Source organism: Microbispora sp. NBRC 16548, assembly GCF_030268985.1.
GTDB lineage: Bacteria > Actinomycetota > Actinomycetes > Streptosporangiales > Streptosporangiaceae > Microbispora > Microbispora catharanthi.
The window spans coordinates 62,584-75,060 of record NZ_BSSF01000020.1 but is presented as its reverse complement, the minus strand read 5'-3'; the positions used below and the strand labels follow the sequence as shown (position 1 = coordinate 75,060).

The 12,477-nt window shown below is 70.3% G+C and carries 13 protein-coding genes; 8 read left to right on the top strand and 5 right to left on the bottom strand.

Annotated elements, in window-relative coordinates:
* The first annotated feature begins 34 nt into the window (after positions 1-34).
* Positions 35-256, top strand: coding sequence for a hypothetical protein (locus QSK36_RS38025; protein WP_285785717.1), 222 nt, complete (start codon positions 35-37; stop codon positions 254-256).
* Here QSK36_RS38025 and QSK36_RS38020 read toward each other — a convergent pair.
* A complete protein-coding gene (locus QSK36_RS38020; protein WP_285785716.1) occupies positions 246-1,208 on the bottom strand; it encodes a zinc-binding dehydrogenase in 963 nt (320 codons plus the stop codon). The two genes, QSK36_RS38025 and QSK36_RS38020, sit on opposite strands and share 11 nt — an antisense overlap.
* A gap of 347 nt (positions 1,209-1,555) precedes the next feature.
* On the opposite strand from QSK36_RS38020, the gene QSK36_RS38015 reads away from it, so the two are divergent.
* Positions 1,556-2,701, top strand: a complete 1,146-nt coding sequence (locus QSK36_RS38015) for a trypsin-like serine peptidase (RefSeq protein ID WP_183540820.1) — start codon at positions 1,556-1,558, stop codon at positions 2,699-2,701.
* Positions 2,702-2,835: 134 nt separating this feature from the next.
* On the opposite strand, the gene QSK36_RS38010 is transcribed toward QSK36_RS38015, so the two are convergent.
* Positions 2,836-3,327 carry an SSI family serine proteinase inhibitor gene (locus tag QSK36_RS38010; RefSeq protein WP_139580363.1) on the bottom strand — a complete coding sequence of 164 codons (492 nt, stop codon included), beginning with the start codon at positions 3,325-3,327 and terminating at the stop codon, positions 2,836-2,838.
* A 211-nt stretch (positions 3,328-3,538) separates the two neighbouring features.
* On the opposite strand from QSK36_RS38010, the gene QSK36_RS38005 reads away from it, so the two are divergent.
* The 4 genes from QSK36_RS38005 to QSK36_RS37990 all read left to right on the top strand — a co-directional run bounded on the left by QSK36_RS38005 (position 3,539) and on the right by QSK36_RS37990 (position 7,808).
* Complete coding sequence (locus QSK36_RS38005) at positions 3,539-4,696, top strand: trypsin-like serine peptidase (RefSeq protein ID WP_285785715.1); 1,158 nt, start codon at positions 3,539-3,541, stop codon at positions 4,694-4,696.
* Positions 4,697-4,982: 286 nt separating this feature from the next.
* Entirely contained in the window at positions 4,983-6,164 is a 1,182-nt protein-coding gene (locus tag QSK36_RS38000) for a trypsin-like serine peptidase (RefSeq protein ID WP_183540824.1), read from the top strand.
* 68 nt (positions 6,165-6,232) lie between these two features.
* A complete protein-coding gene (locus QSK36_RS37995) occupies positions 6,233-6,517 on the top strand; it encodes a hypothetical protein (protein WP_285785714.1) in 285 nt (94 codons plus the stop codon).
* Between the two features lie 169 nt (positions 6,518-6,686).
* Positions 6,687-7,808, top strand: coding sequence for a trypsin-like serine peptidase (locus QSK36_RS37990; protein ID WP_285785713.1), 1,122 nt, complete (start codon positions 6,687-6,689; stop codon positions 7,806-7,808).
* A gap of 16 nt (positions 7,809-7,824) precedes the next feature.
* Here QSK36_RS37990 and QSK36_RS37985 read toward each other — a convergent pair whose 3' ends face one another.
* Positions 7,825-9,246: an NsdA family TPR-like regulatory protein gene (locus QSK36_RS37985; RefSeq protein ID WP_285785712.1), complete on the bottom strand. Its 1,422-nt coding sequence runs from the start codon at positions 9,244-9,246 to the stop codon at positions 7,825-7,827.
* 208 nt (positions 9,247-9,454) lie between these two features.
* On the bottom strand, positions 9,455-10,618 hold the full coding sequence (locus tag QSK36_RS37980) for an NAD(P)-dependent malic enzyme (protein ID WP_285785711.1): 1,164 nt from the start codon (positions 10,616-10,618) through the stop codon (positions 9,455-9,457).
* A gap of 294 nt (positions 10,619-10,912) precedes the next feature.
* Here QSK36_RS37980 and QSK36_RS37975 point away from each other — a divergent pair, with 294 nt between their 5' ends.
* Complete coding sequence (locus QSK36_RS37975) at positions 10,913-11,440, top strand: CGNR zinc finger domain-containing protein (RefSeq protein WP_139580369.1); 528 nt, start codon at positions 10,913-10,915, stop codon at positions 11,438-11,440.
* Positions 11,441-11,471: 31 nt separating this feature from the next.
* On the opposite strand, the gene QSK36_RS37970 is transcribed toward QSK36_RS37975, so the two are convergent.
* Positions 11,472-11,786, bottom strand: a complete 315-nt coding sequence (locus QSK36_RS37970) for a S24 family peptidase (RefSeq protein WP_240809467.1) — start codon at positions 11,784-11,786, stop codon at positions 11,472-11,474.
* A gap of 84 nt (positions 11,787-11,870) precedes the next feature.
* On the opposite strand from QSK36_RS37970, the gene sodN reads away from it, so the two are divergent.
* Complete coding sequence (sodN, locus tag QSK36_RS37965; RefSeq protein ID WP_139580370.1) at positions 11,871-12,272, top strand: superoxide dismutase, Ni; 402 nt, start codon at positions 11,871-11,873, stop codon at positions 12,270-12,272.
* Positions 12,273-12,477 lie beyond the last annotated feature (205 nt).

Genomic DNA, 12,477 nt, shown 5'->3' with positions numbered 1-12,477 from the left:
CCCCACGAACACCACCGACCAGCGAGGAGCCGAGTTGAGCCCGTACGGCTGGCGCGATCCGTTCCTGCGCTCACCCCTCCCACCGCCGTGCGCCCGGCCGGTCCGCGAGCCGGAACGGCCGGGCGACGACCGGAACCTCCACCGCGACCCGGCCCTCCGGCGCGGCCGGCGAGCGAGAGACGACCGGCGAGCGGAAGAGCGGGAGGGCGGCGACGAGAACGCCGCCCTCGCCGCGCGGGCGCCCGTCAGAGCGTGAAGACCACCTTGCCGAAGACCTCGCCGCGGTGCATGGCCACGAAGCCCTCCTCCGCCTCGGCCAGGGGCAGCACCCGGTCGATCGCCGGCCGGACACCCGTCTGCTCAAGGAACACCGCGAGCCGCGCGAGCTGCTCGCGCGTCCCCATCGTGGATCCGATGATCGACTTCTGCAGGAAGTAGACCTGCGCGAGCTGCGTCGGGGCGACCATGCCGCTCGTCGCGCCGCAGGTGACGATCCGGCCGCCTGGGCGCAGGGAGCTGAGCGAGTGCTTCCAGGTGGCCTCGCCGACCGTCTCCATGACGGCGTCCACCCGCTCCGGCAGCCGCGCGCCCGTCTCGAAGACCCGGTCGGCGCCGAGCGCGAGGGCCCGCTCCCGCTTGTCCTGCGAGCGGCTGGTCGCCCAGACGCGGAAGCCGCCGGCCCGGCCGAGCGCGATCAGCGCGGTCGCCACGCCGCCGCCGGCGCCCTGGACGAGGATGGTCGAGCCCGGCTCCAGCCCCGCCTTGTCGAAGATCATGCGGTAGGCCGTCAGCCAGGCCGTGGGCAGGCAGGCGGCCTCCTCGAAGGAGATCGCCGCGGGCTTGGGCACCAGGTTGCGGCGGGGCACCGCGACCTTCTCCGCGAACGTCCCGTCGTACTTCTCCGACAGCAGCGAGCGCGCCGGGTCGAGGGTCTCGTCCCCGCCGACCGGCGTGCCGATGACGGAGTGGACGATGACCTCGTTGCCGTCCTCGTCCACCCCCGCCGCGTCGCAGCCGAGCACGATCGGCAGCCGCTCCTGGCTGATCCCCACGCCCTTGAGGGTCCACAGGTCGTGGTGGTTGAGCGCGGCGGCCCGGACCGTGACGGTCGTCCATCCCTCCGGTACGGCGGGCTCGGGGTGCTCCCCGAGCGTCAGGCCCTTGATCGGGTCGTCCGGATCGGTCTGTGTGGCGGTGACGGCGAACATGCCAGAACATTACTCCGGCCGTCGCGCCGGACCCGGACGCCCCCGCACGGCTCGCCGCCGACGCCTTTTGATACTCGGGGCCATCACTGGGAACAGAGCGATAGAAATCAAACAAGACCAGTCAAGAATGACCGTAAACCCATCGACGCCGCAGCGCGACGCCTCACGATCCAAGCACCATCACCTGGGACTACGCAACTCATAACCACTCGCTATGGATAACAGATTGGGCAAAGTGCCGATTGTTCTGGTTATATCCGCAGCAATCCACAAGATCCGGTCATTAATCTCGGAGCGTTTTCCTGAGGAATGGGACGCACCCTCACCGTCCCAGGGAAAGGAGCTCCATGATCCCCCGAGCACGGCGTCTGGCCGTTCCCCTCACCGGCGCGCTCCTCGCGGCCGGCGTGGCCTGCGCCATCCCGACGGCCTCCTCGGCCGCGTCCACCGCGACGGCGCAGGCCGCCCCGGGCGACGTGACCGCCGAGGCCGCGCCCCAGACGCCCGCGGAGGCAGCCGCCTTCTGGTCGCCGCAACGGTTGCGGGCGGCCACCGACCGCGCCGAGGAACTCGGCAACTCCGTCAAGGGCTTCGGCAGGGCCGGCGACGCCACCGCGGACGGCAAGGCGGGCACCGTCCCGCCGATCGGCGCCGGCACGAGCGGGGCCGGCGGTTCCAAGAAGATCGGCAAGCAGGTCAACCTGCCCCCCACGGTCGGCCGGGTGTTCTTCACCCTGCCGGGCAAGAACCCCCTGGACCCCAAGAGCTGGAAGTACTGCTCCGGCACCTCCGTACAGGGCCGTTACCGCAACGTCGTCGCGACGGCCGGGCACTGCGTCTACGACCCGGTGACCAACCAGTTCTACGACAACTGGGTGTTCATCCCGTCGTACTGGGACGGGGACCAGGCATGGGAGGGAAAGGCACCGTACGGCATCTACCCGGCGAAGTGGTTCCAGGCGCACGACGACTTCGTGGTCAGAGAGGACTACGACTACGACTACGCGTTCGTGAACGTGTCGTCGGGCTTCAAACTCACCCAGAAAAGGGACGGCGACGTCACCCGCTACGTGCGCACCCCGGCGGGCCGGCTCGGCGACAACGTGGGCGGCCAGGGCTTCACCTGGAACCGCAGCACCAAGGTCAAGGTGTTCGCGTTCGGCTATCCCGCCGGGCCGCACCCCGACGGCGACCGCCCCTTCACCGGGCGGACGATGAAGTGGTGCTACGGCCGGTCGGCTCCGATGCCGGCCGTGCCGAAGTACGACATCCAGGAGCACCTCGGGTTCACCTGCGGCATGACCTCCGGCGCCAGCGGCGGCCCCTGGCTGATGGGCTACAAGAGCGCGACCCGCATGGGCTACCTGAACGGCATCAGCAGCGTGGCGTGGGACACCGACGGCAACGACCGGTACGACCGGATCTCCTCGCCGTACTTCAACGGCGAGACCTACGACGTCTACAAGGTGGCCGCCAACCGGTGGACACAGTGACCGCGGACGTCTGACCGTACGGCCATTCGGTCAGGCAGGGGGCCCGGCGGGACGTCCCGCCGGGCCCCCTCGTGTCACGGCTCCCCGATTCACCTTTACGTTCCCTGTACGCCGTGTACGGTCGACTGTCTCTGTCAGAAGTCGAACAGCGCCCCGGCGGCCGACCGCAGCTCACAGTCGTTGCCGAAGGTGCGCCGGAACTGGAAGTACTTCCCGTCCCAGATGCCGCTGGCGGTGACCGTGACAGGTGCGTAGATCATCGTGCAGGGCTCGGCCGCGTTCACCCGCAGAGCGCCCGGGTCGAGGCCCGTCCTGTTCAGCCACGCGCACGCCTTCTGCGCCGACGGGTGCGAGCCGCCCACCGGAGCGCAGTTCAGGAAGACCGACCGCGTCGGCGGCTCCGCCTGCTCGCCGTCCGCGACGGTCAGGATCACCGCCCGCACCCCGGAGGCCGGCGGCCGGGACGCCCGCAGGGCGACCTCGGGCGGCGGCGGAGCCGGCAAGGTGTCCGCCCGCGCCGGGACGGCCGTCCCGGCGTCACCGGAGGCGCCTGGTTGGGCCCAGGCCTGGGCAGAGGGGCCGGCGGCCAGCGCCGCACCGGCCAGTAGGACAAGCAGCGGTTTCATGCGATCCCCCCGTTTCCGCTGGTGACCAGCGTTCTCACGGGAGACCTCCAGGGCAAGCGTCCACTCCGGATCCCACCGGAAACGTGGTGTACCACAAATCACATCGGTTCCGCTCGATTCATAACGAGCTGGACAAGAAGGTGTGCCACAACCGTATGGATCTGGAAAAATCACCCCTTACAGTCCATATCTCCGCCCCGAGAGGCTCACGGTGACCAGGAAGCTCGCACTCGCCGCCGGTGGCGTCGTCGCCGCCGCGAGTGCGGTCGCCGTGCTGTGGAGTCAGGGACCGGCCGTTCCCGCGACCGCCGCGTCCCGCGCGGCCATCACGCCGGTCTCCGCCGTGACCGGCGTCGACAAGAACGGGGTCAGCGCCTTCCCCCTCGCTCCCAGCCAGGCGGACGAGCAGCGGGTGGCGGCCTACTGGAGCCCGGAGCGGCTCAAGCAGGCGAGCAGCTACATGCCGAGCACGAAGCCGTCGCCCTCGACCAAGAGCACGACCTCCGCGGCGGAGGTGGGCCCGGGAGACGCGAAGACGAGCACGGGGCCCCCGGGAGACGCGAAGACGCGCGCAGGGGGCCCGCGCGCCGTGGCGCCCCCGCCCGTGGCCTCCCCGCCGATGGTGGGCAAGGTGTTCTTCAAGGTCGGCGACAAGGAGTACTGGTGCTCCGCCTCCGCGGTGCACTCCGCCCGCCGCAACCTCGTCGCCACCGCCGGGCACTGCGCGTACGCGCTGTCGCAGGACAAGCCGGTGCAGAACTGGGTCTTCATCCCCGGCTATCACGACGGCGTCGCCCCTTCCGGCATCTTCGTCGGCCACACGCTCTACATGCAGGAGGACTTCGCCGGCCAGGGCGACTTCGACCGCGACTACGCCTTCGTGACCGTGCACCGGGGCTTCTCCTGGCAGCCGTACGTGGAGAGCGGAAGGCTCAAGTACCGGTCCGTCGACGTGGGCCGGCTGGAGGACAAGGTCGGCGCCTTCCACTTCGCCTCCGGCAAGCCGCTCGGACGACCCACGTACGTCTTCGGCTATCCCGCGGGGGCCAACCCCGACGGCAGCCGCCCGTACACCGGCCAGACGGTCAAGTCCTGCGACGGCACCACCGAGAAGAAGTTCGTCAGCGCGCCGACCTGGCAGCTCGAACACGGGGTGCGGCTGCCGGGCTGCCCGTTCACCGCCGGCGCGAGCGGCGGCCCCTGGGTGATCGGCTACAACGCCACCACGCGGACCGGCTACCTCACCGGGATCACCAGCCTGACCTGGAACCTCAACGGCGGCGGACGCCTCGACGCCGTCTCCACGCCCTACTTCAACCACTTGACCCAGCGGGTGTACACCCAGGCGAGCAAGCAGGGCACGGGCTGATCTCCCCGGACCGGCGAGCCCCAAGTGTGATCTCCATCACACCGCCACCCTCTCCCCGGCTGCGCCGAGTGCTCGATTTGACACGGAAGGCATCCGAGTGGACCTGCACTGATCGCCCGGCGCGCCCTCGATCTTGACAAGGGGTGTCGAGGATCACGGAAAAGTCACGTAAGCGGCGGCCCTGAAAGCACGTAAAACACGGATAAAGGCGAGAGGTACTGTCTTTACTAGCCCTTTACTGACGGGTGGGACGCATGTGGCGTGCCACGACAGCACCTGGAGATTCATGAACACGCGAGTCAAGCGCCTGATCCTCCCCATCGGGGGCGTGGCCGTCGCCGGTCTCGTCGGGGCCACGATGGCGGTCCCCGCTCAGGCCGCCGGTGACACGGCCCACGACACCCTGGCCGGCAGCGGCATCGCCGCGAAGAACGTCATCGCCTACTGGCTCAACCAGAAGGCCTCCAACCTGCTCCACGCCACCCCGTACGGGTACGAGAGCCAGGTCAGCGCCAAGCACATTTCGACCGGCGGGCCGTCCGCCGACAGCAAGCCCGGCACCGTCTCCGCCACCGGCGGCGGGAAGTCCGCCGGCAGCCTGAAGAACGTGAACCTGCCGCGCACCACCGGCAAGGTCTTCTTCCGCGGTGGCGACGGCAGGCCGCACTGGTGCAGCGCGACCTCCGTCCACTCGAAGTACGGCAACCTGGTCGCCACGGCCGGGCACTGCGTCTACGACACCAAGACGAACCGGGCCACCATGGACCGCTGGGTCTTCATCCCCGGCTACTACCAGGGCAAGGCGCCGTGGGGCATCTATGTCGGCAAGACGGCCTACACCCACTACGACTTCGACGTCTACGAGGACGGCGACCGCGACTACGCCTTCGTGACCGTCTACAACGGCATCAAGGCGGGGCGCGGCGGCGACCTGCGCAACGTCGCCGAGTGGAGCTGGAAGCAGGTCGACAGGAGGACCTACGCCGGCTACGACCGCTTCCTCCGCAAGAGCAGGGGCGGCAAGTACTACGTCGTCAAGTTCACCGACGCCGGCCGGCTCGAGAGCAACGTCGGCGCGCAGGGCCTGGCCTACAACCAGAAGGTCGGCAGCTCGGTCTACGTGTTCGGCTACCCGAGCGGGTCGCACCCGGACGGCAACCACGCCTTCACCGGCCAGACCCTCAAGTGGTCGTACGGCAAGACCTTCGCCGCCAAGGCCCCCTCGGTCAAGGGCGAGGAGCTCGTGGGCGTCAAGTCGTCCTTCACCGGTGAGGGCTCCTCGGGCTCGTCGTGGCTGCTGAGGTACAGCAGCGCCAAGCGGCTCGGCTACCTGAACGGCGTCACCAGCGGCGTCTCCGACACCGACGGCAACCAGCGGATCGACACCAGCGTCTCCCCGTACTTCGACGGCGAGACCTACGGCGTCTACAAGGCCGCCGCCAACAGCTGGTCCGGCTCCATCGCCTGAGTCGCGGACGCCTCGGAGCCGGTCCGCGAGTGGCATGCTGAGTGGACGGCGATCACGAGGAGACAGCGATGACCCACCCTTCCGGTGCGCAGCCCGCCTTCCGGCGCACCCCCCTGAACGCGGAGGAACGGGCGCGTAGCGAGATCGCCTTCTCGCAGCTCGTGGCCGAACACCTCGTCACGCAGGGGCGGTTCAGGATCACCGCCGACAGCCGGGAAATGGTGGATCTGTGGCAGACGGTCGCCCGCAGGGTGGGTGAGACGCTGCGGCGGCCGGTGGTCAGCTACGCCAACGGCCGGGACATCGTCATCACCTTCGCCCAGGAGGCCCCGAGTCTCACCACACAGGCCTGAGCACCCCCCCAGGAAGTGCCCCGCCGCACCGCGGCGGGGCACTTCGGCGTTCCGGGGAGAACCACGCTCCGTCCGCGTTGTTTTCCCGACTTGATCCCCATCGCTGTATGTTCCTCGCAGCCCATTCACGCGTGGGGCGCGGGAGACGTTCCACAGCAAGGAGATCCGGTTGAAGCGCATCCTCCTCCCCCCGCTGTGGGGTGCGGCGGCGACGGCCGCGTTGCTCGTCAGCGGGACGGCGGTGCCCGCTCACGCCTACGAGATCACCGTGACGACGCCCCTCGTCTCCGGCGCGAAGGTGACGGCGGTGATCGCCTACTGGCTCAGGGACGGCGGGCGCTCGCTCGCGGGGGCCACTCCCGCTTCCGCGCCGGCCGGGATCGACGCCACTCGCGTCACGGCCGGGGACACCGCTCCCGGCGGCGTACGTGGCGTGGTGCCGGCCTCCGCCGGGGTCAAGCGGGCCGCCGGCCCGTCGAGGAACGTCAACCTGCCGAGGACGACGGGCAAGGTCTTCTTCGTCGGTTCGGACGGCCGCCCCCACTGGTGCGCGGGCACGTCCTTACAGTCCGATCATCGCAATCTCGTGGCGACGGCCGGGCACTGTGTGTACGCCACGAGGCCCGCGGCGGAGTCCACAGCAGAGTCCACCGCGACGCCCTACCGCTACTGGATCTTCATTCCGGGGTTCGCCGGTGGCGGCACGCCGTGGGGCGTCTACGCCGGCGATCGGGCCTTCGCCCACAGCGACTTCACCCGGTATGGCGACCTGGACCGCGACTACGCGTTCGTCAGCGTCCACGCCGGCGTGCTGCCCAAGCGCGTCACGCTGCGGGACGCGGCGCAGTACGCGGCGTTCTCCGCCGGGCCGAAGTACCGCACGGCCTCCGGCTACACCGGCGTCAGGCTGCTTCCCGCGGGGCGTCTCGGCGACAAGGTCGGCGGGCAGGGCCTCGCCTACAACCTGCCGGTCGACCGGCCGCTCGCCATCTTCGGCTACCCGATGCGGACCGCCGAGGGCCCCGCGAGCGGGCGCACCCGGCTCACCCGTGCGTACGGCAAGCCCTTCCTGGCCCAGGACCTGTCCAGGAGGGCGAACGAGCTGGTCGCCGTGCGCTCGGCCTTCACCGCCGCCTCCGGGTCGCCGTGGCTGGCCGCCTACCGCGGCGTACGCGGCCTGGGGTACCTGAACGGCCTGACGATCGGCCTCTCCGGCCCGGCGACCGGCCTGTCGCCGTACTTCGACGGAGAACTGTTCCAGGTCTACAACGCGGCCCGGCGCGCCGGCTGAGGCGGTCGGCGCCTGTTCAGACGCCGACCGCCTCCCTGCTCGCGCTCCGCCTGCCCGCGCTCTCCCCGCCCGTGCTTTCCCCACTCGCCGCGCGGCCCCGGCCGCGCTCCAGCAGCTCCGCCACCCGCGGCTCCGCAGCGTACGGCGCGAACCGGCGGCACATGTCCGCCACGTACGTCCGGGTGCGCGCCGACTGGATGCCGTCGGCCAGATCGAGGGCCGACGACGCCGCCTGGCACGCCTCCTCCAGTTCGCCCTCCTGGATGAGCGCCGTGGCGAGCAGCGACAGGTTGAACATCTTGCCGCGCACATAGCGCCCGTCCATCACCAGCGAGCGCCGGGCCTGCCGTACGGCCCGCGCCCCGTCACCGAGGTCGCGCAGGCAGTGGGCCGACTTCGCGGCCAGGTAGGCCTCGTCGAAGTAGCCGATCCAGCCGGGCTCGTTCTGGGGTTTACGCTGGTCGAAGGCGACCTCCGCCTCGTGCAGCGCGTTGCCGCACGCCGTGCGCTCCCCGAGCAGGGCCAGGGCGTGCGCCTCCAGCACCCGGGCCTCGGCCAGCAGCGTGCCGACCCCCGAGCGCCGGGCCGCCGCGACGGCCGCCCTGGCCAGCTCCAGCGCGTGCCGGGAATGCCCGATATAGACGGCCTGATGGCTCATTCCGGCCAGGATCTCACCGCACAGGGCGTGGTCGCCCGCGCCGCGCGCCAGGCCGAGCGCCTGGATCAGGTAGCGCTGGGCCAGCCCGTGCTGCTCCAGGTCGTAGGCCATCCATCCCGCCAGCCGGGTCAGCTCGGCCGCCGCGGTCGCCAGCGAGCGCCCGGTGGCCTCGCCGTATGCGCCCTCGCGCAGCAGCGGCGTCACGGCGGTGTGCAGGTAGCGCACGACCGGGCCGCGGATGCTGCCGCCGCCGAACCGGTTGTCCAGCTCGCTGAACGACCGGGTGACCTCACGGATCGCGGCCACGTCAGAGGGCCCGACCCGGCGCGGCCCGTTCGCGGAGAGCCGCTCCCCGTCGGGCGCCGCCAGCCAGCGGAACATGCCTGCCGAGCCCGCTCCCAGGGCGAAGGTGGAGTCGAGCAGGAACCTGCGCCGCTCGACGTCGGCCCTCCACAGTGCTGTCACGCTTGCCACACCCTCCTCCCACGAATGGGGGAACTCCTGTCCCAGATCGGCGGGGACCGTTCCGCGCGGCATGCCGATGTCCTCCCTGGACACCTGCCGCCCCAGCCGCAGCGAGAAGATCTCGGCCAGCAGGCCGGGAACCGGTTCGCGCGGGCGGCGTCCGCCGATCCAGCGCAGCACGGAACCGTGGTCGTACCGCATCCCCCGCAGCCCCCGGGCCGAGCCGAGACCGTTGAGCCGCCGGGCCAAGCCCTTGCGGGACAGTCCGGCTTCGGTGAGGTGCTGCTGGAGCAGGCGGTTGGGGTCACGTCGCATCGCTCTCCAACCGGGACAGGCAATAGCCGAGTTGGTTACGGAGAGCTTTCTTTATAGCACTAACCGTGAGGACCTAAAGGGATTCCCAAATGTTTGACGGTCTTGACAAGGAGAGGCTGACGAGGAAAGACGAAGGGCCGCGCACCGCGCAAGTCACGCGGTGCGCGGCCCTTCCGGGTCCGTGCCTACGTCCGGGCGTGCGGGACGGCTACTTGCGGGCGACTCCGTCCTCCCGGGCCTGCCGCGCCACGGCCGAGATCACCGCGGGCGCGACCCGGGCGTCGAACGGCGAGGGGATGACGTAGCTCTCGGCGAGGTCGTCCCCGACCACGGCCGCCAGCGCGTCCGCCGCCGCCACCTTCATGTTCTCCGTGATCGTCGTGGCGCGGACGTCGAGCGCGCCGCGGAAGACCCCGGGGAAGGCCAGCACGTTGTTGATCTGGTTGGGGTAGTCGGACCGGCCGGTGGCGACCACCCGGGCGTGCCGGCTCGCCACCGCGGGGTCCACCTCCGGGGTGGGGTTGGACAGCGCGAACACGATCGAGTCCGCCGCCATCGCCGCGATGGCCCGCTCCGAGACCGTCGACCCGGACAGGCCGACGAACACGTCGGCGCCGGCGAGCGCCTGCTCGGTCGACCCGGACAGGCCGGCCTTGTTGGTGTCGCGGGCCAGCGCCCGCTTGACCGGGTTCAGGTCCTCGCGGCCGACGTGGATGACGCCCTTGGAGTCGGAGACCGCGATGTCGCCGATCCCGGCGTTCAGCAGGATTCGCGACACGGCGACGCCGGAGGCGCCGGCGCCGGCCACCACCGCGCGCAGGTCGCCGAGGGACCGCCCGGTGAGGCGGGCCGCGTTGCGCAGCGCGGCGAGGACCACGATCGCGGTGCCGTGCTGGTCGTCGTGGAAGACGGGGATGTCGAGAAGCGCCCGCAGGCGCTCCTCCACCTCGAAGCAGCGGGGGGCGCTGATGTCCTCCAGGTTGATGCCGCCGAACGACGGCGCGAGCCTGACCACGGTCTCGACGATCGCGTCCACGTCCGTGCAGTCGATGCAGATCGGCACCGCGTCGACGTCGGCGAACTGCTTGAACAGCAGGGCCTTGCCCTCCATCACGGGCATGGCCGCGGCCGGCCCGATGTCGCCGAGCCCCAGGACGGCGGTGCCGTCGGAGACCACGGCCACGACGTTGGAGACCCAGGTGTAGTCGTTGACCAGGTCCGGGTTGTCGGCGATGGCGGTGCAGACGCGGGCGACCCCCGGCGTGTACGCGAGCGACAGGTCGTCGGCGTTGCGGACCGGGACGGTGGAGCGGACCTCCAGCTTGCCGCCGCGGTGCAGCGCGAAAGCGGGATCCAGGTCGAGAGATTCCAAGGAGACAGGTGTAACGGTCACAGCGACCCCAGTGTCGAAAGGACGAGTTCCTTCGGTAGACGCCGTCAAGAGAACGAGAGCCCTGGCTTCGGTAGCCGCCGGAGGCCGTCGTCGTTGACGGTCGTCTCTTGAGGGGGGTACGGGGGTCACCCGTTCCCTGATTGTGCCACACGAAGTGACAACCGCCCCTGCCTGATCGGGTCACATATCGGTGCACGCCCAGGTGTTCCCCCAGGCCATCGCGCGTGTAATACTCGGCTTTGCCAGTGATCTCTTACATATTTGGGCGCCCCAGTGGACTTGACGTCTTACGCCGAGCTGGCCGTTCAGCTGGTCAACATGGGCGACGAACTCAAAAACCCCTTCTCCCTGCGAGCCCTGCTGGAGGAGACGGGCCGCACGGAGGCGGCCGCCCGCCTGACCCGCCGTGACATCGACGCGCTGTGCGAGCTGCGCGACGAGCTCGCGGGGGTCTTCGCGTCCGCCGCCGAGGGCGACGACGTGGATGTGGTCGAGCGACTCAACGGGCTGCTGGTCCGCCATCCCGTGCATCCGCAGATCTCGGGGCACGACGGGCAGCCCTGGCACCTGCACCTGACCGAGGGCGGCCGGGTCGCCGACGCCCTCGCAGTCGGGTCGGTCATGGGCCTGGCCAGCGTCGTGACCCGGCTCGGCGTGGACCGGCTCGGCATCTGCCAGGCGACGCCGTGCCGCAACGCCTACCTCGACACCTCCTCCAACCGGTCGCGCCGCTACTGCTCGGAGCGGTGCGCCAGCCGGGCCAACGTGGCCGCCTACCGGGCGCGCAAGCGGGGCGCCTGATTCCGGCGCCGGGCGGCCTCCGGGGGCACGGTCAGGCGGCCGGCGCGGGGAAGCGCAGCGCGGGCCGGGGCCAGTAACGCAGCACGACCCTGCCGACGACGTCCTCCTCGGGCACGGCGCCGAAGTCCCAGCTGTCGCGGCGCCCGGGGGCCGACTGGTTGTCGCTCTCCAGCCACCAGCCGTCGCCGGTGAGCCGGAAGGCCCGCTTGACGATCAGCCCGTGCGGCCGCCTGGCGACCACCACGTCACCCGGGCGGACGGGGGCGCCGAGCCGTACCAGCAGCCAGTCTCCCGGTCGCAACGCGGGCAGCATCGAGTCGCCGGAGACACACACGGCGGTGAGCACATCCCCCTCCGCACAGTGATTTCGAGACGAGTAAGGTCGGTCCTGGAACAGTGCTGTCACCAGCATTCCTAAGGAAGGATTCCGATGCTCGCACGACTGCTGCGACCCCGGCACGAGGTGTCCGCCCACTGCGACCTGCCGTGCGGGGTCTACGACCCGGCGCAGGCCCGCATCGAGGCCGAGTCGGTGAAGGCGATCATTAAGAAGTACGCCGACAACGACGACCCGGTCTTCAGGACCCGCGCGCTGATCATCAAGGAACAGCGGGCCGAGCTGGTCAAGCATCACCTGTGGGTGCTGTGGACCGACTACTTCAAGCCCCCGCACCTGGAGCAGTACCCGCAGCTTCACCAGCTCTTCTGGGACGCCACGAAGCTCGCCGGCGCCGCCGGCGCGAAGGGCACCGTCGACCCCTCCCTGGCCGACGACCTGCTCGCGAAGATCGACGAGATCGCCAAGATCTTCTGGGAGACCAAGGCCGCCTGAGCCCGGGGATCTCGGGCCCCGCACGGCCTCCACGGTCGCGCGGGGCCAGATCATCCCAAGGCCCATACAAACTCCATATTCGGTAGTACGGAATTTACGTGCAGTTACCTCCAAGGAACGCCACAATCAGCGCGTCCAGCCGGGGCAGCACCGCGCGAGTGGCGGTAAGTTGCAGTCAGCGGCACTCAGCCGGCTGAAGGGGCGA

What these genes read in the sequence shown, in the direction of transcription:
- QSK36_RS38000 (WP_183540824.1), top strand. Translation starts at nt 4,983, where the DNA reads ATGAACACGCGAGTCAAGCGCCTGATCCTCCCCATCGGGGGCGTGGCC.
- QSK36_RS38010 (WP_139580363.1), bottom strand. Translation starts at nt 3,327, where the DNA reads ATGAAACCGCTGCTTGTCCTACTGGCCGGTGCGGCGCTGGCCGCCGGC.
- sodN (WP_139580370.1), top strand. Translation starts at nt 11,871, where the DNA reads ATGCTCGCACGACTGCTGCGACCCCGGCACGAGGTGTCCGCCCACTGC.
- QSK36_RS37985 (WP_285785712.1), bottom strand. Translation starts at nt 9,246, where the DNA reads ATGCGACGTGACCCCAACCGCCTGCTCCAGCAGCACCTCACCGAAGCC.
- QSK36_RS37995 (WP_285785714.1), top strand. Translation starts at nt 6,233, where the DNA reads ATGACCCACCCTTCCGGTGCGCAGCCCGCCTTCCGGCGCACCCCCCTG.
- QSK36_RS38015 (WP_183540820.1), top strand. Translation starts at nt 1,556, where the DNA reads ATGATCCCCCGAGCACGGCGTCTGGCCGTTCCCCTCACCGGCGCGCTC.
- QSK36_RS38020 (WP_285785716.1), bottom strand. Translation starts at nt 1,208, where the DNA reads ATGTTCGCCGTCACCGCCACACAGACCGATCCGGACGACCCGATCAAG.